This window comes from Thermococcus prieurii, from assembly GCF_054657655.1.
Map to the genome: position 1 here is coordinate 834,573 of NZ_BAAHYH010000002.1, position 18,179 is coordinate 852,751.

Below are 18,179 nucleotides of genomic sequence, written 5' to 3' on the forward strand. Positions count from 1 at the left end.
TTTGTATATCCTGTTGAACAAAAATCAGACGTAAACTTTAAATAGGAGTAACGCTCGTACTAATTCTGAGGTGGTCACATGCCTGAATATGAAGGAATAGTAAAAATGCTGAGGTTCTTCGTACAGACGAAGAACTTCAGCTATGTGGACAGGATTGGAAATGCACTCAATCCGGAGCCCGTGGAAGTAACGCTCCACGAGGCACTGAGGGCCTTTAGGTCAATACGCGAAAGCGCACCCGTTGATGAAAATGGACGGAGGTACGTGGAGAAGGACGGGAAGAAGATTCCCGTTCTGGGTATTCCCTCAGAGGAAGAAGTTAAGGCGTTTCTTGATGAAGTGCACTCCGATATCGGCGTTGCAAAGCGCGTTGCGACCCTCGCCCTTGCATATCCCTCACAGAAAGAATCCGGAGGTGATGAGTGATGTTTTTGAGCGTTGGGGTCAGGTTTGAGGCAAACGTCGAGGCCCTGAACATGGTTGAAACGGCCGGAAACTACAGCAAGCACAGGCGCGTTCCCTATCTCGTCGAAGAAGACGGCAGGCTCAAGACGGTTTACGTTCCCGCGCTGAGCGGTGAGAGCCTCGCCCATGCCTACCAGGAGCACCTTGTGAGGGAAGCCATCGGTCTGAGCCTGCCAGTCTGCGATGACTGCAGGAGGAACGAGTTCTACAAGTCCATGAACAAGGTTCACCTCCAGAAGAAGGTCGACCCGATTCCCGACAACCCGAGGGATATTGAACTTGCTATAGTGAAGTCCTGCGTTGTTGAAGACATTGGCGGGTTCCTCTATGCGGAGAAGCCCCCTGTCAGGAGGAGCTCGGCCTTCCAGGTCAGCTACGCCCTGCCCGTCAAGTCCGTTGCCCTCTTTGCAACCTCGGAACCCCAGCTCCACGCGAGGCACGCCCAGATGGACGCGTCAAGCAAGAAGGGCAACGCCTCCGAGCAGATGATATACTACGTGGAGACAGGTACGGCGCTCTACAGCTTCACGTTTAACCTCGACCTCGACGCAATTGGCGTGAGCGCCATAACCTCGGAGCCAATTCTTGACGAGAATGAGATAAAGGCCAGGCGTGAAGCCGCTCTGAGGGCCCTCTTCAGGATGCTCTCCTCCGCACAATTCGGGGCAAAGCTCTCCCGTTTCTTCCCGGTGGGAGGCATAACTGAGGCGGCGGTGGTCGTCACAGAACATCCGTTCGTCGTCACATCGCCAATTTACGACGATTACATTGCCAGAACGGAACGGAGGCTAAAGGTCCTCGAGGACCTTGGGGAGAACTACCTTTTCACCGTCGCGACTGGTGAGAAGGTTCCCGAGGAGGCCCTGAAGGAGGCGATGGACTACCTCAGAGAACAGGGAGCGTTCTGAGGTGGTTCCCTTGACTTTCTTTTTGAAGGTCACGATGAGACCGACGGGCATAGTGGCCCTCCGTGCCCTGCCACAGAGCAAAATGAGAACGGCACTCCGCTACGTCCCCCCGACGACGCTTATTGGGGCAATCGCGTATCCACTCCAGCACGTCTCAGGGAACAGGGCCGAGACGGTATACGACCGGAAAACGTTCAAAAGCACCGCTGATGGGGTTAAGAACCTGTTTGAGTGGGTGACTGTTAAAACCATTGGAAAGCCAAGGCTCTACGGTGCGTTGCTGAAGATTAACACAGTTTACCGTGGAAAGGCCCAGAGTGCTGTCACGTCATTTCCCTTCGCGGTGATGTACGGTTCAGGGGACTCCACAATAACCGCGGTCTACCTCGTGAACGGGGAGGAGCTCTCCAAGGGGCCTTATACGATGAAAGACCTCGAACGGGCGGCGTGGGGAATAACGAGGCTCGGTTCAAGGGAGTCCGTTGTCAGCGTTGAGAACGTTGAGACGGGTAAAGCTGAGATATCCGAGGCCTGTAGCGCTGAGACATCATACGCGTTCCCCTTCAAGGGATTTGAGGTCAGTGGAAGGGGCACGCTCCAGTCTGTAGTGGACTGGCGCTCGGGGATTGGAGACTACTCCAGCGCGAAGCGCATCGTGGTATTTTACCCAGAGGGTACCGTTAGTGTCCGGGGAAAACTTAAGGTTGCCACCGTAGGAGGTGAGACGGTTGTCCTTGCTCCTTGAGGCAATTGTAAACTATCCCTACGAGGGCCTGACAAGGGAGCTCCTCTCCCTCGGGATGTCGTGGGCAGTTATGAACACAGGAACCCTTGAACCCGACGCAAACGAGCTGGCGGATTCCCTTGAAGGTGCCCTCCGCTCACTCGGCGATAGAGCCAAGGCCCACACCTCCAAGATGGGCAGGAACGACAGGAGCTCCTTTGATAAGGTTCTCAAGACCTGGTTCAACAGGAGCGCCCCCGAAACCTACGGAGAGCTTTTTGAGCTGGTCGTCACCGAAACTGTTAAACTCCTCAGGGACGGCACTATCGACCCCCGGACATCCCTGACAGCAGTTCGGGTGGACAAAAACGGAACGTACCTTGGCATTGAGTATGATGGAAAAGCCTCCAATGTCCCGGGAAAGAAGCTCAACGCTGACCACTACGCCATATTGCCTGCAATAATCAAGCAACCGGAATACTACGAGCGCCAGAGTGGGTTCCTTGTCCCGACTACCGGCCAGAAGGCCCAGATACGCCTCGACCCGCTGTGGTTCTCTTTCGTCGCCCTTGGGTTCTTTACCGGTTTTGCCGGCTTTGTCGGCGGCAGGTATTACCTGATGACAAAGCCCGGGATAGAGGGGTTCTGGCCGTACGAGGTCGAAGACATGGTTGTTCAGGGATTGTTGCCGATAACGGAGGCAGGAATCCACGGGAGGCTCTCGCTGAGCACGGAGGAACTCTACGAAATGAAGCTTGCAATGAAGCTTGCTGAGGAAAGCCGGAACGTCCCGGGGGAAGTTTATCCCCTGACGTTACACCTCATCAGCCTTGAGGGGCAGGTGTACACAGAACTCAAGACCCTTCAGCTTGACCTTTCAAGCCTTAGCAGATACCTGAATTCCTACATGGGACGCATCAGGGCCCTGAGCGCGGGTGGGGTTCCCTTAACCGTGGAGCTGAAGGAAGGGAAGGCCACGGTCCACAAATACCCGCTGTGGGCCCTCGTGGACGTCGCCGAGAAGGAGCTCAAAAAAGGCCTCAACGGAGATGGCGAGATGCTGGCTTACATCTTCGTCAAAGACCTCTACCGGGCAATCAACAGCGGGAACAAAAGGCTCATTCAGGACTCGGTCTTCAGGCTCCTCCGTCAGGGCAGGGCTTTGCTTGATGGGAACGCGAGGGCAAGCGGCGAGCTGAGGAAGGTTCTGAAGGCTTTCATGTGGAAACCCCACGTGGAGGTGTTCCTGTGAGGGGCTACAGAGGCGCCCTTGAACGACTTGCCGAGGTTAAGGGGTTTGCTCCGGAGAGAAGGCCCCTCCTTGAGAGGGCATTTGACTTTTTAACCTCTTCTCCAAAGCCGTTTCTCATCCTGAACGCTCCCACCGGCTACGGCAAAACCCTCCTCAGCTACGCCCTCGCCTTACACTCGCTTTCTGACGCTTCCATTTTTGACAGGGTCATTCACGTCCTCCCAATGAGGTCAATCATAGAGGACGTTCAGAGAACCGCGGAGCAGGCATTTGGATTCTCAAGGACGAAGATGATGGGCTCAAGTGGCGAGTTCATGCACCTCTTTCCTCTGAACATCACAACCGCCGACACGTTCACGTGGGACCTCCTTAAGCTGAACACCAAGAGGAGGCACCTCGTTAAGTCCGGACGGGAATTCGGTTACGACTACCTCACCCAGGCTTCGATTTTAACGTCCCTCGTTATCTTTGACGAGGCCCACTTTCTGCTTGATGAGGAGTCCATGGCGACGGCCTTCAGTGCAGTCGTTGAATTCCTGACTTCTCAGGGTGTCCCGATTGTCGTGATGACCGCCACCCTTTCCCGTGGCCACGTTAGGTTCTTTGAAAAGCATGCGGGAAAAAACGGTTACGAGTTTGAAATACTTAAACCCGATGAAAACGATCCATTCATAAAGAGGGAACTCCAGAAGGACATCTCAATGGCGTTTGGTAGTGGCAACCCGCTTGAGTTCGTTGAACCCGGGAAGAGAAATGCCGTCATAGTTAACACCGTTGAAAGGGCCGTTGAGCTTTACAATAGAGCCATTGGCGGGGATGCCGGGTTTGAGAGGGACAGGATAATCCTGATTCATGGCAGGATGAAGCCGAGCCATAAGAGGGCCTTAATTGGCCGCCTCAGAAGGCTCAGAAATGAGGAGTTCCTCCTGATTGGGACTCAGGCAGTTGAGGCCGGCGTTGATTTTTCGAGCGATGTGATGGTTACCGACCGGGCGCCCATCAACTCCCTCCTCCAGCGCCTTGGAAGGCTCGTTAGGCACGCCGGGGACAGGAAAGGCCAGGTTGTTATTATGGAAGACGCTCCCACTGGGCCGTACCCGCCGGAGAAGGTTGAGCGCACCGTGAGCCTGCTAAAGGCGGATGGTATTCATCCGAGGGTCCCCACGACGTACGAGGAGATAGTAAACGAGGTTCACGGCTCGAGTCTTGTGTCCGTTACACGGCTAATCAACAGGTCGTTGGGCGGAAAACTCGTCAGGTTCATGGCTGACCCCTCCAAAAGGGCTCCACAGGTTCTTGGAGAAATCGAGAGGCTTATCCAGCAGGGAATTCCGGTCATGAGGGATTTCCTCATTCCGCTCTCGGTTGATGGTGAGGTCGTGCTCGTAAGCCCGAAGAAGCTCCTCGAACTTTATTCCCGGGGCCTCGTGAAGCTGAATGGGGTTGAATTTGAGCTACGCGGAATCGGCGATGCCTACCGCGTTGCGAAGGCGGTTGCACTTGGTGAAGACGTTGAGGTTATCTACATTGGAGACTATGACCGGGAGCGTGGTATAGCATGATTCCCTGCGCTTACTTCAGCAACGGAAAGTGCATCGAAACGATGGAGGCCCATATAAAGCGGGGTCTCGAGCTGATTGATGGTCTTTATCTTGCGAGGAACTACGGAGTCTTCCTCGGAAGGCTCCTTGAACTTGACCCCACCACCGCAGAGGACCTTTTGAGAAAGGCGTACGTTCTACACGATATGGGGAAGTGCCTTGAGACGTTTCAGAACAGGAGGGGAGGCTTTGGCTACCACGAGTTCTACTCCTACCTCGTGGCGCGAAAAGTCCTGGCAGGCTTTGGAGAAGCCGGGAATGTTGCTTCCGTCGCAATTCTACTCCATCACCACGACTGGATACGGAAAACAATTGTCAAAAGACCTCCAAGTTTGAGGCTGGCTGAGGAGTGCCCCGGACTAATACAGGTGCTTTCAGGCCTCGAAGTTCCCGATAAAATACCCTGGAGCGAACCCGTTGAGGAATACTCCCGCGTCGAGAAAACCCTCCAGAGTAACCTCCGGGCAGTTTACTCCCTCCTCCTGCCGATTGTGATTGCGGACAACTACGCCGCTGCCATTAACAGAGGCGGAAAGGGAAGCACCCTTGGTCGTGAAGTCGTAGAAAGTATCAGTACCAGATTGCTTCACTGGATACGATTCGACTGTGGGACAAAATAAAGGGGGTAGGACCTTGCTGGTTGTCTTCCCGGTGGGATTTGATGAGAAGTTCATAGTCAGGGCACTGATGAGAAGAAGGGAAGATGTAGATGGTCTCATCAGAGGGGATAAGCTCATTGCCATTCTGCCAGAGGGCTATAGGAATGAACAGAGGACGTTGAATGCCCTAAATGCTATAGAAAGTATAATCGGACCGATAGTCGGAAAGGAGAATATCATTCACTTGGAGGTTCCTTCAACCGGAGATGAAATGGTGGCCACAATAAAACGAAGCGTGGAAGACAGCTTGACCAGAGACCGGATCCTCCTCGCCGTTCTCTCCGGAGGAATGAGACCCCTTGTCGTTGGAACTTTGCTGGCACTCACAAGTCTAGAGAGCGTTCGGGTCATCGTTGAGAGTGACTTTGAGAACCTCTCCGGTTATATATCCCTTGAGCTTGGTTCGTTTCTGGCCCCGCACAGCAGGAGATGGGCGAGGATTTTGTGTGGCTTGATGAAAGGGAAGAGCGTCAGAACAATAGCGGAGGAGCTTGGTGTTTCCCCCGCAACAATAAGCAACGAGTTGAGGAAGATGGCAGATTACTACCTAATAAAGAGCGAACGTCCAGATGGGCGGGCCCCGCGCTATCAAATCACACAGGCCGGTAGAACGTACATTAAACTGATGGGGGAGGGGTGCAATGAGACTTGAACTCTTGCTCCACTTTGAAGAGCCTTTTCTCGTCCCCTACAACTACCCCCGCCCGCTCTATTCGTTTTTAATCCATGCGATAAAGCTGGGAGACCCAATGATAGCGAAGCGCGTACACGGCAACAAAAAGGACATCAAGTTCGTTGCCTCCAAGTTGTTCCCGGTAGGAAGTGCCGAAAAAACCGATAAAGGCCTGCTCGTAAAGTCCGGAAGGGTCAAGCTCTTCGTGGGCTCCCCCGCGTGGCCAGTTCTGGAGGCCATTGCCAACGGCCTTGCCTTTGGTATTGGTCAGGTCCATATACTCCAGAAACGCCTTCTTGATGTGGAAGTTAAGCAGGTTGAGACCCCTAAACGCCTCTCCGGACGGAAGCTTGGAACTCTCTCACCCGTCAGTGTTTACCACAACAGCCCGCCCAACGGTTTCAGGCAGTGGGACCTCTCGCCGGTGGGCCAGCCAAACAGCCCCTTTGAGAACGAGCCAGCCGTGTGGAAGGAGCTGGTCTCCAGAAACCTCCGCGAGAAATACCTCATGGTTCACGGAGAGCCTTTTGAAGGAGATTTCGAGATTGAGGTTTTCCCGGAAAACGCGAGGAGTAAGATGTTCAGGATTAAACGCGATAACAGAACCGGAAGATACACTCAAGTCCGCGCCTGGGAGTTCCACTTTAGACTGAGGGGCGATGAGGAACTCCTCCGCGTTGCCTGGGATATGGGGCTCGGAATGCGAAACTCTCACGGCTTCGGAATGATTGGGGTGGTCTGAATGAACCTCCCGGAGGAAATCGAATCCTTCAACGAGAAGATTAGGAACGCCATAAACGGCAACCACAGGCCCGAGAGGAGAATATGGGTGACCTCTCTGAGCTACTGCCTCAGAAGGGCCGCCCTCGACATATACCTCAACGCGTACAACCCCTCGCGTAGCTGGGGGGCAAAGATAGGCTCCGCCCTCCACGGCTGGCTGGCGGAGGTCGTCGGGAGCGCGGAGTTCGAGGTTCAGGTCGAGTATCCGGTAAAAGACGGGTGGAAGCTCGTCGGAAGGGCCGATGCCGTTAAGGGCCCCTACGTCCTTGAGTTTAAGTTCAAGGGCTTCGAGGGTAACTCTGGGGGAATGCAGGGTAAGGCTCACGACCTTGAGCACGCGGAGCCGTCGCGGGAGTGGGTCGAGCAGATTAACGCCTACATGGGGATTCTCGGGAAGGAGAAAGGCTACATCTACATCTTCGACAGGAACGGGCTCGACTTCCGGGTATTCCCTGTCGAATTCGACGAGAACCTTTTCAGGAGGTTCCTGGGAAGGGCCGAGAGGGTTATAGATGCCGTTGAGGAACTGGAAAGCGGGAAGTTCCCGCGCTGGATATCGACGGTCGGGAGAAAGGACTGGGTGTGCAACCGCTGTCCCTACAGGCCGATTTGCGCCGAGATTGACAGGGAGGAGCTAAAGGTCAAATGATGTCCTCCATCGGGTTCTTCTCCGTTCCGAGGACGTCGCGCAGTGGCTGGGAGCGGAGGCGGTAGATTACCACCGAATCCTCGCTTTCATCTATTATCCCCCTCAGTCCGGCTTTAATCCTCTCGTACTCTGCCCTCGTGACTTCGCCCTCGAAAACGCTGTTTTGGACCCAGTGGAGGTGCTGGCGGAGAAACTTCTTCACGTGGTTGACGCGCTTGACGTTCACGTCGTAGACCACGATGATGTACATCAGACCACCGTATCATTTTGGGAGCCTCTGGATTTAACGCTTGCGGCGTATCACGATAAAAACCCCTCATCTCTCGAAAAGCGTCATTGAAGTGGGTAGAAAACCCAAACCGGCCCTTTTCTTGTCCTGGAAAATCGATTCTCACTGATTTTTAAATGGAACTTTTGGTCACATATACACACAGACAATATAACGAAATATTTTCAAAAAAATGAATGGGGGCGGGGTTGGATAGTAATACCGCGACACCCCATGAAAACTCGGCCTTTTTCAGTTAGAACGCCAGACACGATTTTTCAGCCGATTCTAAACCCACTTAGCGCCGCGCATTACGTGGACATTTTTACGGGCTCAAAGGAATGCAGTTCTGCAAGGCCCTTTCCGGGAACATAAGCCGCGAGGGAGAGTGCACACTGAGGACACAAGAGGCGCTTTTTAGGCAGGTTTTCAGAAAAACTTAAATATTCAAGGGATTATATCCCTCTAACGGGCAAACGAGCGGATTTCCCGCCCGATTGCAATAAGACTCTAGGAGAATTGAAAGACATTAAACCGTTGCTAACAAGTGCAAAAATAACAAAATTGCAATAAGACTCTAGGAGAATTGAAAGTTCGCAATCATTTTTTTATCTCCGCACCTGTTACTAATTGCAATAAGACTCTAGGAGAATTGAAAGTTGGATTTCGGCAATGCTTAGCATTTTGTTGCTACTTAGATTGCAATAAGACTCTAGGAGAATTGAAAGGAACCGGGTGAGTGCTGTGATGGTACTTGATGACGATTGCAATAAGACTCTAGGAGAATTGAAAGCAGGCCTTTGCAATCTCAAGAATCTCTTTCTCAAGGGTTGCAATAAGACTCTAGGAGAATTGAAAGTGAACTCGATGGCTTCTTTGCTGTCGGTATAGGCATGTTGCAATAAGACTCTAGGAGAATTGAAAGTGATAATGATGAAGAGCAGAAGCTGAGCGAGGCTTTGTTGCAATAAGACTCTAGGAGAATTGAAAGTTCACCGCTTTCCTGTACATCCACGTCAGCATGAGAGGTTGCAAAAGACTCTAAGAGAATTGAAAGACTCTCGTCGAGCGCTCAGTTAAGCTCGACGAGTATGTTGCAATAAGACTCTAAGAGAATTGAAACATCCCTGAAGCAACCGTGATGTTTGGGGATGCTGCAACGGAACCAGAGAAATCCATCACTGTTTTTATCAAGAACCCAAACGAGTTGTGGCGGACCGGCGGGGCTTCGAACCCCGGACCTGCGGCTTAGGAGGCCGCCGCCCTATCCTGGCTAGGCTACCGGTCCACTGCCCGCTATTCCCTCCCGGAGAAGAGTATTTAAAGTTTACGGTTTACTCTATCCGGTGAAGGGCATGGTTGACGAGCTGGACCTCAAGATAATCTCGCTCCTCCAGAGGAACGCCCGCCTCTCGTTTAGGGAGATAGCGAGGGAGCTCGACGTTGCCGTTGGCACTGTCTACAACCGAATCAAGAAACTCGAGGAGGAGGGCGTTATCAGGGGCTACACCCCCGTTCTCGACTACGAGAAGCTTGGCTTTGGACTGACGGCCCTCATCGGAATCAAGGCGCAGGGGCGGAAGATAGCGGAGATAGAAAGAAAGATAGCCGAGAAAACCCGGGCGATGATGGTCTACGACATAACGGGCGAGTTTGACATCTTCGTCATAGCGAAGTTTAAGGACAGGGAGGACATGAACCGCTTCGTGAAGTGGCTTCTATCCCTGGATGGGGTTGAGAAAACGAACACGAGCGTGGCCATGCAGGTTGTGAAGGAGGAGCCAAGGTTAGCCCTTGAAGACTAACACCTCGTCGAGGAAGCGCTTTGCAAAGTCCTCGAAGCTCTCAACTGGGAGCTCAACTTCCCTTCCGTTGACCTTCCCTCGGAAAACGTAGCGCCTCGCGGTTATCTCCCGGATTTTTTTGAAGTCCGGGCTGTTCTCGACGGTTCTTTCAAGGACCCTAGTGAACTCATCGCTGTCAACCTCGACGACGACACCTTCTATGACGACCCTCTTTCCACAGTCCTCCTCACTGCACTCAAACTTGAAGGGAACGCCGGGGGCGAACTCTATCGGCAGGCTCAGCCCCTCGGCATTGTAGATGAACCCCTTCATATCAATCCAACCTTATGAGGCTTTCAACCGGGAACTCGTATTCCTCCTGGAGTTTCTCAACGATGTCACCGACGCTCACGAGGAAGAACATTCCTATCGGCTTTGCTCCGGCCTGCTTCGTCATCTCGACGAGGGCCCTCTGGGTTTCCCCGCTCCTTATCACGTCGTCCACTATGAGGACGTTCTCGCCTTTTTTGAGCGCCCACTGGGGGAGGTACAGGGTCATAACGGTTCCAGAGGCACTGGGAACGTAGCTGACTTCGTAGAACTTCTCAACTCCAACTTCCTTCTTTTTCTTCGCGTAAACTATATCCACGCCGAGCTCTTTGGCTATGTGAACACCGAGTGCAATCCCATCGGTCGCGGCAGTTAGAACCTTGTCCACGTCCTTGTCGAGGTATCTCCCTGCAACCTCCTCTGCCACGAGGCTCATCAAGGCGGTGTCGCTGAGGACGGGCATGTTGTCGAAGAAGCCCCTCTCGTCGAACTTTATCCTCTTCTTTACCTCTTCCTCAAGGTTTATGTAGGGAAGGAGAAGTTCGAGCAGTTCTCTCGTTCTCTCGGCACTTGGCAGGACCTTCCCGCGAACATACCGGTTTAGGACGGTTATCGGCAGTCCCGTTATCTTTGAGAGCTCCTCGTACGTGTAGCTTTTCTTGAGGAGCCTCAACACCCTGATGAGTCTGAGCTTCTCCTGGACGGACTTCAGCTGACTCACACTATCACCTCCGCGTGCCCGTTGTTTAACAAGAAAATGTATAAATACGTTTCGGTCACTCGAGGACCTTTCGCCGATACTCCTCTATGACGTCCCAGTACTCCCTCATGAGGAACTCCTTTGTGACCGGCTCCCCCTCCGGGTGATTTATGCCGGGACAGAAGGAGTCCTCCTTTACGTAAATCTCCATCTTCTTTCCGTGCTTGACAAAGATGAACGGATAAAGCCTGCACGCGAGTGGGCGGTGATTGTAAATCCTGCACTTCTTAGTCTCCGGGTCTAAGAAAACGCAGGCCTCATCGAAGGGCCGCTTCTTCAGCGCGTAGCCGAGGAACTTATCCCCCCGGTAGAAGAGCTTCTCGTAGTCCACGAACTCCCAGGCGTTATAACCCAGCTCCTCAATCTTGGCAATGTCTTCATCCCGAAGGGGAATTTCAAGCTCCTCACAGCACCTCCCACAGTTTTCAACGCACTTAAATTTGAAGGATGGGTCGGACTCGACCTCAAGAGTTTCAAGGTCAATCGTCGCGACCCACCGCTTCACCCCTTCACCCCCGGTAGGTGCTCGCTATCAGCGTCTCGGTCATCTCTATCTCGGGAATCCTCCTGAGGACCTCATCGTGGAACTTGTCCAGTTCGTCTATCGTCGAGACCTCCACGCGGAGTATTATGTCGTACTCCCCGTAAACTCTGTAGTCCTCCTTAACGCGCGGGTCCTTCCTAAGCATCTCGTAGACTTTCTCCTCGTTTCCGGGCTTCACGACCACCAACACGAAGGCCTCAATCATACCCCGAACCCCCCTAAGTTGAACTTCTTGGCCATCTTGGCTAGCTTCCTTTTGTTCATGCTCTTGAACATCTTCTTCATTTGATTGTACTGGTTTAAAAGCTCTCTGACTTCAGCGGTGCTGGTTCCCGAACCCCTGGCAATCCTCTTTATGCGGGAGTAGTTGATTATCTCCGGGTGCTCGAGTTCCTCCTCCGTCATCGAGTCCATTATAACGCGGTACCTCTTGAGCTTCTCTTCCCCAACCTTAATCGCGTCGTCCGGGAGAGAGTAGCCGAGGCCTGGAATCATCTGGAGTATCTGCTTGAGCGGGCCCATCTTCTGCATCGCCTCAAGCTGGGCGTACATGTCCTTGAGGTTGAACTTGCCCTTGAGGAACTTCTCAACGTCCTCTTCCTTGAATTCCTGCTGCTTCTGGAGCTCTTCAATTTTCTCAAGGAGACCCTGGATATCTCCGAGGCCGAGGAGCCTTGAAACGAAGCGCTTGGGGTCGAAGGGCTCCAAATCTTCTATCCTCTCACCGACACCTATGAACTTAATCGGCGCCCCCGTTGCGGCAACGGCGGAAAGCGCTCCACCACCCTTGGCCGAACCGTCGAGCTTCGTGACTATTATCGAGCCTATTGGAGTGGCTTCTTTGAAGGCCAGCGCCTGGTTGTAGGCCTGCTGGCCGATGGTTCCGTCTATGACGAGTATAACCTCGTGGGGCTTTATCGCCTCGCTTATCTGCCTCATCTCCTCGATGAGACCTCTCTCCTCCTTGTGCCTTCCGGCGGAGTCCACGATTATGACGTCAACGCCCTTCTCGCGGAAGTGCTCAACCCCTTCCCTCGCGAGCTTGACCGCGTCCTTCTCGTTGGGGTCGCCGAAGACCTCTATGCCGTAGGGGTCGAGGAGCTGTCTGAGCTGGTGGTACGCTCCAGGACGCCAGGTATCGGAACAGACGACGCCGACCTTGTAGCCCCTCTTCTGAAGATGCCTCGCCAGCTTTGCTACGCTCGTCGTCTTTCCAGAACCCTGAATACCAACGGTGAGCAAAACGGTCGGCTTCTCCTTTATCTCGAGGGGCTTCGCCTCGGTTCCGAGGAACTTTGTGAGCTCTTCGTAGACTATCTTGATTATGTGCTCCTTTCTGCTGACGCCCGCCGGCGGTTCCTCCTCGAGGGCCCTCTTCTGTATTGTTTTCGTGAGCTGAAGAACGAGCTTGACGTTGACGTCCGCCTGCAGGAGCGCCCTCTGGATGTCCCTAACTACCTCCTTTATCGTCGCCTCGTCAACGGTTCCAGAGCGCGCGAGCTTCCTGAGGGCGTTGTTAAGGGCCTTCCCAAGTTTTTCTAACGCCATCTCACCACCGTTACTATGAGGGCTGGGGAGTTTATAAACGGTTGGGTATGGAAGCCCTGTATAAATGCATGCATTTTTCAAAAACGGCGATGTTACAACCGTTTTCTTTGAACAAAAGTGTTCATTAAAGTCCAAAATCCGTCCTAAGGCATTTTTTGAGCGAGTATAGAGCCAAACGTGGCATTCTTGCTGAAATCGGAGCTGAAAATCTTTTTAAACCCAAACAGTCCCAATAAATACCGGAGAGAAAGAAAAGGAGGTGAGAGAGATGATATGGCCGATAGCCATGTACGAGTACATGCTCATGCGCGAGAGGGAGAAGAAAAGGCGCATTCCGGAGGAGCTCGAGTACGTTGAGATGCTCAGGTGAGCTTTATAAGCCTGCGTCCTTTCTATTTCTCCCGGTGGTGCTATGAAGATTCACCACGAGTGCGTCGCCTGTGCGATAAACCAGTGTCAGAAAATCGTCGAGATGAGCTTATCCGATGAAAGTCCCCGCAGGAATGCGATGCTGTTCTCACTCAAGCGTGCATCGGAACTGTTCTCAGAGGACTCAATCCCCGCCGTTGTCGGTGGACTGCTTTTCCTTGACCTCTACGAGTTCATTGGAAACGAGGACCCTTTCAGAGAATACAAGCGGGTTTCAAACGAGATAGCAAAAGAACTCGCCGGTCACTTCGAGAACTCCGACCTTAAAACCGCACTAAAACTCGCAATAGCCGGGAACGTCGTGGACTTCTCCGTCGGTTACGACCCCAAAAGACTGGAGGAGGATATAAGAAGAGTTCTCGATGAGAGCCTTCTCATAGACCACAGCGAGGAACTCTTTGAGAGGCTGAAGCGCGCTGGGACACTCCTCTACCTCGTTGACAACTGCGGGGAGATATACTTCGACAGGCTCTTCATCGAGAAGCTGAGGGAGGAGTTCCCCGACCTTAAAATAATCGTCACAGGCAAAGACGGCCCAATAATAAACGACGCGACCGTTGAAGACCTCCTCGAGGCCGGGTTTGGGGAAATCGTGGAGGTAATCTCGACGGGCTCAAGATTGCCCGGCACTCCGCTTGACTACGTTTCCGAGGAGTTCCTTGAGGTTTTCCGCTCGGCGGACGTCGTCATTGCGAAGGGACAGGCCAACTTCGAAACCCTCAGCGAGCTCAATGATTCGAGGGTTTTCTTCCTGCTCAAGGCCAAGTGCTCAGCAATCGCGAGAGAAATTGGTGTTCCAATGGGTTCCCTCCTCTGCCTCAACCCCGTACTTCGCTGATTGTCGATATTATTTTTAACGAATGTCTATCAGAAAACCTTTTATACTTTGAAGTTGTAGGTAATAGTGGTGATGAAAGATGCCCACGGTTATTAAGCGTGACCCCACCAGGTTCTTAAGGGAGATGAAGGTTCACTACGGCGATGTCTGGAAAATGCCGTCAAGCAAATACCTTCTCCAGCCAGATTTCCTTGTAGTTGACCCCAAAACCGGAAAGAAAACCAGGGTGAGTTTCGTTTCACTTGACGATGGAGAGGTGGTTGGGGTCGTTTACGACGACCTCGGGTGATTTCGTCTTTTGCCTTACCTAATTCTGACGCCAGCCGGAAACCATAAATAGGTTTCTTGTTTACCTGACTTGGTGGGAGCATGCCGGTTGACCTTTACAATGAAGCCCTTTACCTAACTCGGAGTATCAACGACCCTTACCTCAGGGCGATAACGTACGCTAGAATCGGCTACTACATGCACAGGGCTAAGAACCCACGCTATGGGGAGGCCTTTACAAGGGCCCTCAAGGCCGTTGCCTCGATAGATAATCCCCTTCTTCTCGTAAAAGCGCTAATCGAAGTCGCGACTTTCCTTGGGAAGACTGGGTCGAAGGGCGCGAGCAAAACGTTTACCCAGGCCTACGAGTCAATCAAAACGTTTCCTCAGCCGCTCAGAGATGAGATGCTTGAAGAACTCGTTCACAGACTCCTTGAGCTCGGCAGAATTGACGACGCCTTCTTCTACGCAAGGGAAATCGAGAACAGTGTAAAGCGCAACGACGCCCTCTTAAGGGTTCTCCACAACTACATAGGAAAGGGCAATCTAAGAAAAGCGCGGCTAATCCTCGAACTTATAGAAGACGAACCGTGGCACTCGATAGCGGCCTACGAAGTTCTTAAGGAGCACCTGAAGAGGGAAGAGTTTGGAAGTGCCATTAAGGTCCTCTCGGAGTTCAAGAGCGAGTACTGGCTCGGTGAGGCGATGAAGGCCGTGGCGGTCCACTTGAAGAAAGCCAACGTTCCGGAGGGAACGTACGAGAAGTTCGTGGATGTTGCACTCGGGATATCCTCCAGTGTTGGCTTTGAGGTTCTAATGTCCTTCCTTATTGGCGTTGCGGCCCAGGGAGAGATAGACTTCGTAATAGGAGTTCTCTCAAAGGTTCCCAGAGAGCTCCGCCCCGAACTCCTGAGGTCGATAGTCTTGGCAGTTCTTGACAGGCCAAAGCTCCTGGAGAGACTAATTGACCGGCTCATCGGTGATGAGAAGGAACTCGTCATGAGCTCAATCCTCGATGCCCTCCTCGAGAGACAGCCAAACTACGAGTACTACGAGCTCGTGAGGAGAATTGGCTCAGAAACCGACAGCGAGAGGATAATCGTTAAGGCCGTCCGCTACCTCTCGAAGCTCCACGCCTACGATGACGCCTGGGAGCTGGCATCAAAATTAACCAACCCGTACCTCCGCTCGCTGGCCTTTGGAAGCATCGCCGTTGAGAAGCTCAAAGAGAACGATGTTGACGGGGCCATCGATGCCTCCCTTGAGGTGAAGGACCCGCGCTGGGGCTCTTGGCTCCTCAGTGAAATTATCGCCAAAATCCTTGAGGTTCAGACCGGCGGCGAGTTAAAAGAGGACATCGAGGAGCGCGCCGAAGCACAGCGCAAACTCTGGGAAGGAAGCTAACGTTTTAAAGCCCTCCCCTCAATTCTCTTTTCAGGTGATACCATGCCGAGGATAGCCATCATTGGAGGCTCCGGAGTCTACGACCCGAAACTGCTTGAGAACGTAAGGGAGGAAACCGTTGAGACTCCCTACGGAACGGTAAGGGTCAAGATAGGGACTTACAAGGGTGAGGAGATAGCGTTCCTGCCGAGGCACGGGGAGAAGCACAGCGTTCCGCCCCACAAAATAAACTATCACGCCAACATCTGGGCACTACACGAACTGGGCGTCGAGAGAATTTTAGCAACCTCTGCTGTTGGCTCCCTCAACCTCGACATGAAGCCCGGCGACTTCGTAATCCTCGACCAGCTCATGGACTTCACGAAGACGAGGCACTACACCTTCTACGACGGTGAGGAGAGCCCCCACGACAGGAAGTTCGTCGCCCACGTGGATTTCACCGACCCCTACTGCCCCGAGCTCAGGAAGGCCCTTATTACAGCCGCCAAGGAGCTCGGCTTTACCTATCATCCCACCGGAACCTATGGCTGCATGGAGGGACCGCGCTTCGAGACGAGGGCCGAGATAAGGGCGCTCAAGATACTCGGCGCCGACGTCGTTGGCATGACCCAGTGCCCGGAAGCTGTTCTCGCGAGGGAGCTCGAGATGTGCTACGCGAGCGTTGCCATAGTTACCAACTACGCCGCGGGAATCAGCAAGGAGAAGCTCACCCACACCGAGGTCGTCGAGCTCATGGCGAAGAAGGGCGAAGAGATAAAGCTCCTCCTCATGAAGGCCGTGGAGCACGTTCCCAAGGAGCGTCGCTGTCCGTGCAAGGATGCCCTCAAGGGCGCAACGGGCGAGTGATGTTCTCTTTCCTCCATTTCTCCCCCGAAAAGTGCTTACGTTGAGAACCGAAGGTTAAAGAAAGTGTTTAATAGTAGGGAGGCCTAATTCTTCCGGTGGTGCGAATGAAGTACGACGTCGTGATTATCGGGGCCTCCGCGGGAGGTATCACAACTGCCATCTCGGCCAAGAAGTTCTACCCCGACAGGAGCGTTCTTGTCATCAAGAGGGAAAAGGTGGGCATGATTCCCTGTGGAATTCCCTACATCTTCGGAACGCTGAAAAGCGTTGACGATGACGTACTGCCTGTTGAGAAGTTCCTGGAGCCCCTCGGCGTCGATATCCTGACGGACGAAGTTACAGACATCGACCCCAAGAGGAAGGTCGTCAGGACCAAGTCCGGAAAGGAGATAGCCTGGGAGAAGCTGGTCCTGGCGACAGGCTCGAAGCCTGCAAAGCCGGACTTTCCGGGCATTGACCTTGATGGGATATACACCGTTCCCAAGGACTACGAGTACCTCAAGAAGCTCCGCGAGAAGGTAGAGGAAGCCGAGAAAATCGTCATCGTCGGCGGTGGTTTCATAGCCCTTGAAGTTGGCGACGAGATAAGGAAGCTCGGCAAGGACGTGACTTTAGTCGTCAGAAGCAGGCTTCTGAGGAGCTCCTTTGACCCGGAGTTCAGCGAGATGGTCGAGGAGAGGCTGAAGGAAGCAGGGATAAACATTACATACGGACAGGTTGAGGGCTTCGCTGGGAACGGGAAGGTGGAGAAAGTCAAGCTCCTTGACGGAGGAGAAATCCCGGCCGATTTGGTAATCCTCTCCACCGGCTACAGGCCCAACGTCGAGCTGGCCGTTAAGGCCGGCCTCAAGGTTACGCGCTATGGTATCTGGACCGACGAGTACATGAGGACGTCTCACCCCGACATCTTCGCAGTTGGAGACTGCGTGGAGCACAGGGACTTCTTCACGGGCAAGCCCTACCAGCTTATGCTCGCCTCGACGGCCACCTTCGAGGCGAGGATTGCAGGGGCGAATCTCTTCAAGCTCCAGATTGTCAGGGAGAACAGAAGGACGATAGGTGCCTACTCGACACACATAGTGGGCCTCACCCTCGCGGCGGCCGGTTTGACGGAGGAGCAGGCAAAGAAGGAGGGATTTGAGGTCATCGTGGGCTACGGCAGGGGTCCGGACAGGCACCCGGCGAAGTTCCCCGATACCTCGATGGTGACAGTGAAGCTCATCTTCTCCCGCGACAGGGGTGCGATACTTGGAGCCCAGATAGCCGGTGGCAAAAGCGTCGGCGAGATGATAAACATCCTCGCCCTTGCGATACAGAAGAGACTTACGGCGAGCGAGCTCTACACCCTCCAGATAGCGACTCATCCACTCCTCACGGCCTCGCCCGTCGGCTATCAGATACTCCAGGCGGCCGAGGACGCGCTGGCGAAGCTGAGAACATGATGGAA

Annotated in this window: 21 protein-coding genes, 1 tRNA gene and 1 CRISPR repeat array; of the genes, 15 read left to right on the plus strand and 7 right to left on the minus strand. The window is 53.4% G+C overall.

All coding sequences use genetic code 11. The features are described 5' to 3' along the window. The first annotated feature begins 78 nt into the window (after positions 1-78). From csa5 to ACYQ04_RS07795, 9 genes are read left to right on the plus strand one after another with little or no spacing between them, the layout of a single operon-like run. Positions 79-426, plus strand: a complete 348-nt coding sequence (gene csa5, locus ACYQ04_RS07755; RefSeq protein WP_460128614.1) for a type I-A CRISPR-associated protein Csa5 — start codon at positions 79-81, stop codon at positions 424-426. Beyond that, the gene (cas7a, locus tag ACYQ04_RS07760) at positions 426-1,373 is read left to right on the plus strand and encodes a type I-A CRISPR-associated protein Cas7/Csa2 (RefSeq protein WP_460128616.1); all 948 of its coding nucleotides are present in this window, start codon (positions 426-428) and stop codon (positions 1,371-1,373) included. The genes csa5 and cas7a overlap by 1 nt, the downstream gene beginning before the upstream one ends. Before the next feature lies 1 nt (position 1,374). Further along, complete coding sequence (gene cas5a / locus ACYQ04_RS07765; protein ID WP_460128618.1) at positions 1,375-2,118, plus strand: type I-A CRISPR-associated protein Cas5a; 744 nt, start codon at positions 1,375-1,377, stop codon at positions 2,116-2,118. Beyond that, entirely contained in the window at positions 2,102-3,349 is a 1,248-nt protein-coding gene (cas8a2, locus tag ACYQ04_RS07770; RefSeq protein WP_460128620.1) for a type I-A CRISPR-associated protein Cas8a2/Csx9, read from the plus strand. The genes cas5a and cas8a2 overlap by 17 nt, the downstream gene beginning before the upstream one ends. Then, positions 3,346-4,911 carry a CRISPR-associated helicase Cas3' gene (gene cas3 / locus ACYQ04_RS07775; RefSeq protein ID WP_460128622.1) on the plus strand — a complete coding sequence of 522 codons (1,566 nt, stop codon included), beginning with the start codon at positions 3,346-3,348 and terminating at the stop codon, positions 4,909-4,911. The genes cas8a2 and cas3 overlap by 4 nt, the downstream gene beginning before the upstream one ends. Beyond that, entirely contained in the window at positions 4,908-5,570 is a 663-nt protein-coding gene (locus tag ACYQ04_RS07780; RefSeq protein ID WP_460128624.1) for a CRISPR-associated endonuclease Cas3'', read from the plus strand. The genes cas3 and ACYQ04_RS07780 overlap by 4 nt, the downstream gene beginning before the upstream one ends. A 13-nt stretch (positions 5,571-5,583) precedes the next feature. Continuing rightward, positions 5,584-6,261 (plus strand): CRISPR-associated CARF protein Csa3, encoded by a 678-nt coding sequence (csa3, locus tag ACYQ04_RS07785; protein ID WP_460128626.1) that lies wholly within the window; start codon positions 5,584-5,586, stop codon positions 6,259-6,261. Then, positions 6,251-7,024: a CRISPR-associated endoribonuclease Cas6 gene (gene cas6 / locus ACYQ04_RS07790; protein WP_460128628.1), complete on the plus strand. Its 774-nt coding sequence runs from the start codon at positions 6,251-6,253 to the stop codon at positions 7,022-7,024. The genes csa3 and cas6 overlap by 11 nt, the downstream gene beginning before the upstream one ends. Further along, positions 7,025-7,714 carry a CRISPR-associated protein Cas4 gene (locus ACYQ04_RS07795; RefSeq protein ID WP_460128630.1) on the plus strand — a complete coding sequence of 230 codons (690 nt, stop codon included), beginning with the start codon at positions 7,025-7,027 and terminating at the stop codon, positions 7,712-7,714. Here ACYQ04_RS07795 and cas2 read toward each other — a convergent pair. Together cas2 and ACYQ04_RS07805 are read right to left on the minus strand one after the other, a co-directional pair. Beyond that, positions 7,707-7,964, minus strand: a complete 258-nt coding sequence (cas2, locus tag ACYQ04_RS07800) for a CRISPR-associated endonuclease Cas2 (protein WP_460128632.1) — start codon at positions 7,962-7,964, stop codon at positions 7,707-7,709. The two genes, ACYQ04_RS07795 and cas2, sit on opposite strands and share 8 nt — an antisense overlap. Positions 7,965-8,478: 514 nt before the next feature. After that, positions 8,479-8,973: direct repeats of the CRISPR family, unit length 30 nt; unit sequence ATTGCAATAAGACTCTAGGAGAATTGAAAG. Positions 8,974-9,192: 219 nt separating this feature from the next. Next, a tRNA-Arg gene (locus tag ACYQ04_RS07805) sits at positions 9,193-9,270 on the minus strand. A gap of 67 nt (positions 9,271-9,337) precedes the next feature. On the opposite strand from ACYQ04_RS07805, the gene ACYQ04_RS07810 reads away from it, so the two are divergent. Beyond that, positions 9,338-9,787: an Lrp/AsnC family transcriptional regulator gene (locus tag ACYQ04_RS07810; RefSeq protein WP_460130060.1), complete on the plus strand. Its 450-nt coding sequence runs from the start codon at positions 9,338-9,340 to the stop codon at positions 9,785-9,787. On the opposite strand, the gene ACYQ04_RS07815 is transcribed toward ACYQ04_RS07810, so the two are convergent. The 5 genes from ACYQ04_RS07815 to ACYQ04_RS07835 are packed head-to-tail and all read right to left on the minus strand — an operon-like array spanning position 9,770 to position 12,948. Continuing rightward, on the minus strand, positions 9,770-10,099 hold the full coding sequence (locus tag ACYQ04_RS07815) for a hypothetical protein (RefSeq protein ID WP_460128634.1): 330 nt from the start codon (positions 10,097-10,099) through the stop codon (positions 9,770-9,772). The genes ACYQ04_RS07810 and ACYQ04_RS07815 overlap by 18 nt on opposite strands. Before the next feature lies 1 nt (position 10,100). Next, complete coding sequence (locus ACYQ04_RS07820; protein WP_460128636.1) at positions 10,101-10,817, minus strand: phosphoribosyltransferase family protein; 717 nt, start codon at positions 10,815-10,817, stop codon at positions 10,101-10,103. A 55-nt stretch (positions 10,818-10,872) separates the two neighbouring features. After that, positions 10,873-11,361: a YkgJ family cysteine cluster protein gene (locus ACYQ04_RS07825; protein WP_099209928.1), complete on the minus strand. Its 489-nt coding sequence runs from the start codon at positions 11,359-11,361 to the stop codon at positions 10,873-10,875. Positions 11,362-11,365: 4 nt separating this feature from the next. Next, positions 11,366-11,605 carry an Lrp/AsnC family transcriptional regulator gene (locus tag ACYQ04_RS07830; protein ID WP_460128639.1) on the minus strand — a complete coding sequence of 80 codons (240 nt, stop codon included), beginning with the start codon at positions 11,603-11,605 and terminating at the stop codon, positions 11,366-11,368. Then, positions 11,602-12,948: a signal recognition particle protein Srp54 gene (locus ACYQ04_RS07835; RefSeq protein WP_460128641.1), complete on the minus strand. Its 1,347-nt coding sequence runs from the start codon at positions 12,946-12,948 to the stop codon at positions 11,602-11,604. The genes ACYQ04_RS07830 and ACYQ04_RS07835 overlap by 4 nt, the downstream gene beginning before the upstream one ends. Before the next feature lie 412 nt (positions 12,949-13,360). On the opposite strand from ACYQ04_RS07835, the gene ACYQ04_RS07840 reads away from it, so the two are divergent. The 5 genes from ACYQ04_RS07840 (at position 13,361) to ACYQ04_RS07860 (ending at position 18,174) form a co-directional block, all read left to right on the plus strand. Next, complete coding sequence (locus ACYQ04_RS07840) at positions 13,361-14,215, plus strand: damage-control phosphatase (RefSeq protein ID WP_460128643.1); 855 nt, start codon at positions 13,361-13,363, stop codon at positions 14,213-14,215. 79 nt (positions 14,216-14,294) lie between these two features. Next, entirely contained in the window at positions 14,295-14,504 is a 210-nt protein-coding gene (locus tag ACYQ04_RS07845; protein WP_460128646.1) for an RNA chaperone, read from the plus strand. Between the two features lie 80 nt (positions 14,505-14,584). Next, the gene (locus ACYQ04_RS07850; protein WP_460128648.1) at positions 14,585-15,886 is read left to right on the plus strand and encodes a hypothetical protein; all 1,302 of its coding nucleotides are present in this window, start codon (positions 14,585-14,587) and stop codon (positions 15,884-15,886) included. A 42-nt stretch (positions 15,887-15,928) separates the two neighbouring features. Next, positions 15,929-16,732, plus strand: a complete 804-nt coding sequence (gene mtnP, locus ACYQ04_RS07855) for an S-methyl-5'-thioadenosine phosphorylase (protein ID WP_460128649.1) — start codon at positions 15,929-15,931, stop codon at positions 16,730-16,732. A 104-nt stretch (positions 16,733-16,836) separates the two neighbouring features. Further along, positions 16,837-18,174 carry an FAD-dependent oxidoreductase gene (locus ACYQ04_RS07860; RefSeq protein WP_460130062.1) on the plus strand — a complete coding sequence of 446 codons (1,338 nt, stop codon included), beginning with the start codon at positions 16,837-16,839 and terminating at the stop codon, positions 18,172-18,174. The last annotated feature ends 5 nt before the right edge of the window (positions 18,175-18,179 follow it).

Coding starts and splice junctions, on each gene's coding strand:
- csa5 (WP_460128614.1), top strand. CDS start 79: ATGCCTGAATATGAAGGAATAGTAAAAATGCTGAGGTTCTTCGTACAG.
- cas7a (WP_460128616.1), top strand. CDS start 426: ATGTTTTTGAGCGTTGGGGTCAGGTTTGAGGCAAACGTCGAGGCCCTG.
- ACYQ04_RS07780 (WP_460128624.1), top strand. CDS start 4,908: ATGATTCCCTGCGCTTACTTCAGCAACGGAAAGTGCATCGAAACGATG.
- cas6 (WP_460128628.1), top strand. CDS start 6,251: ATGAGACTTGAACTCTTGCTCCACTTTGAAGAGCCTTTTCTCGTCCCC.
- ACYQ04_RS07795 (WP_460128630.1), top strand. CDS start 7,025: ATGAACCTCCCGGAGGAAATCGAATCCTTCAACGAGAAGATTAGGAAC.
- cas2 (WP_460128632.1), bottom strand. CDS start 7,964: ATGTACATCATCGTGGTCTACGACGTGAACGTCAAGCGCGTCAACCAC.
- ACYQ04_RS07810 (WP_460130060.1), top strand. CDS start 9,338: ATGGTTGACGAGCTGGACCTCAAGATAATCTCGCTCCTCCAGAGGAAC.
- ACYQ04_RS07815 (WP_460128634.1), bottom strand. CDS start 10,099: ATGAAGGGGTTCATCTACAATGCCGAGGGGCTGAGCCTGCCGATAGAG.
- ACYQ04_RS07830 (WP_460128639.1), bottom strand. CDS start 11,605: ATGATTGAGGCCTTCGTGTTGGTGGTCGTGAAGCCCGGAAACGAGGAG.
- ACYQ04_RS07835 (WP_460128641.1), bottom strand. CDS start 12,948: ATGGCGTTAGAAAAACTTGGGAAGGCCCTTAACAACGCCCTCAGGAAG.
- ACYQ04_RS07840 (WP_460128643.1), top strand. CDS start 13,361: ATGAAGATTCACCACGAGTGCGTCGCCTGTGCGATAAACCAGTGTCAG.
- ACYQ04_RS07845 (WP_460128646.1), top strand. CDS start 14,295: ATGCCCACGGTTATTAAGCGTGACCCCACCAGGTTCTTAAGGGAGATG.
- ACYQ04_RS07850 (WP_460128648.1), top strand. CDS start 14,585: ATGCCGGTTGACCTTTACAATGAAGCCCTTTACCTAACTCGGAGTATC.
- mtnP (WP_460128649.1), top strand. CDS start 15,929: ATGCCGAGGATAGCCATCATTGGAGGCTCCGGAGTCTACGACCCGAAA.
- ACYQ04_RS07860 (WP_460130062.1), top strand. CDS start 16,837: ATGAAGTACGACGTCGTGATTATCGGGGCCTCCGCGGGAGGTATCACA.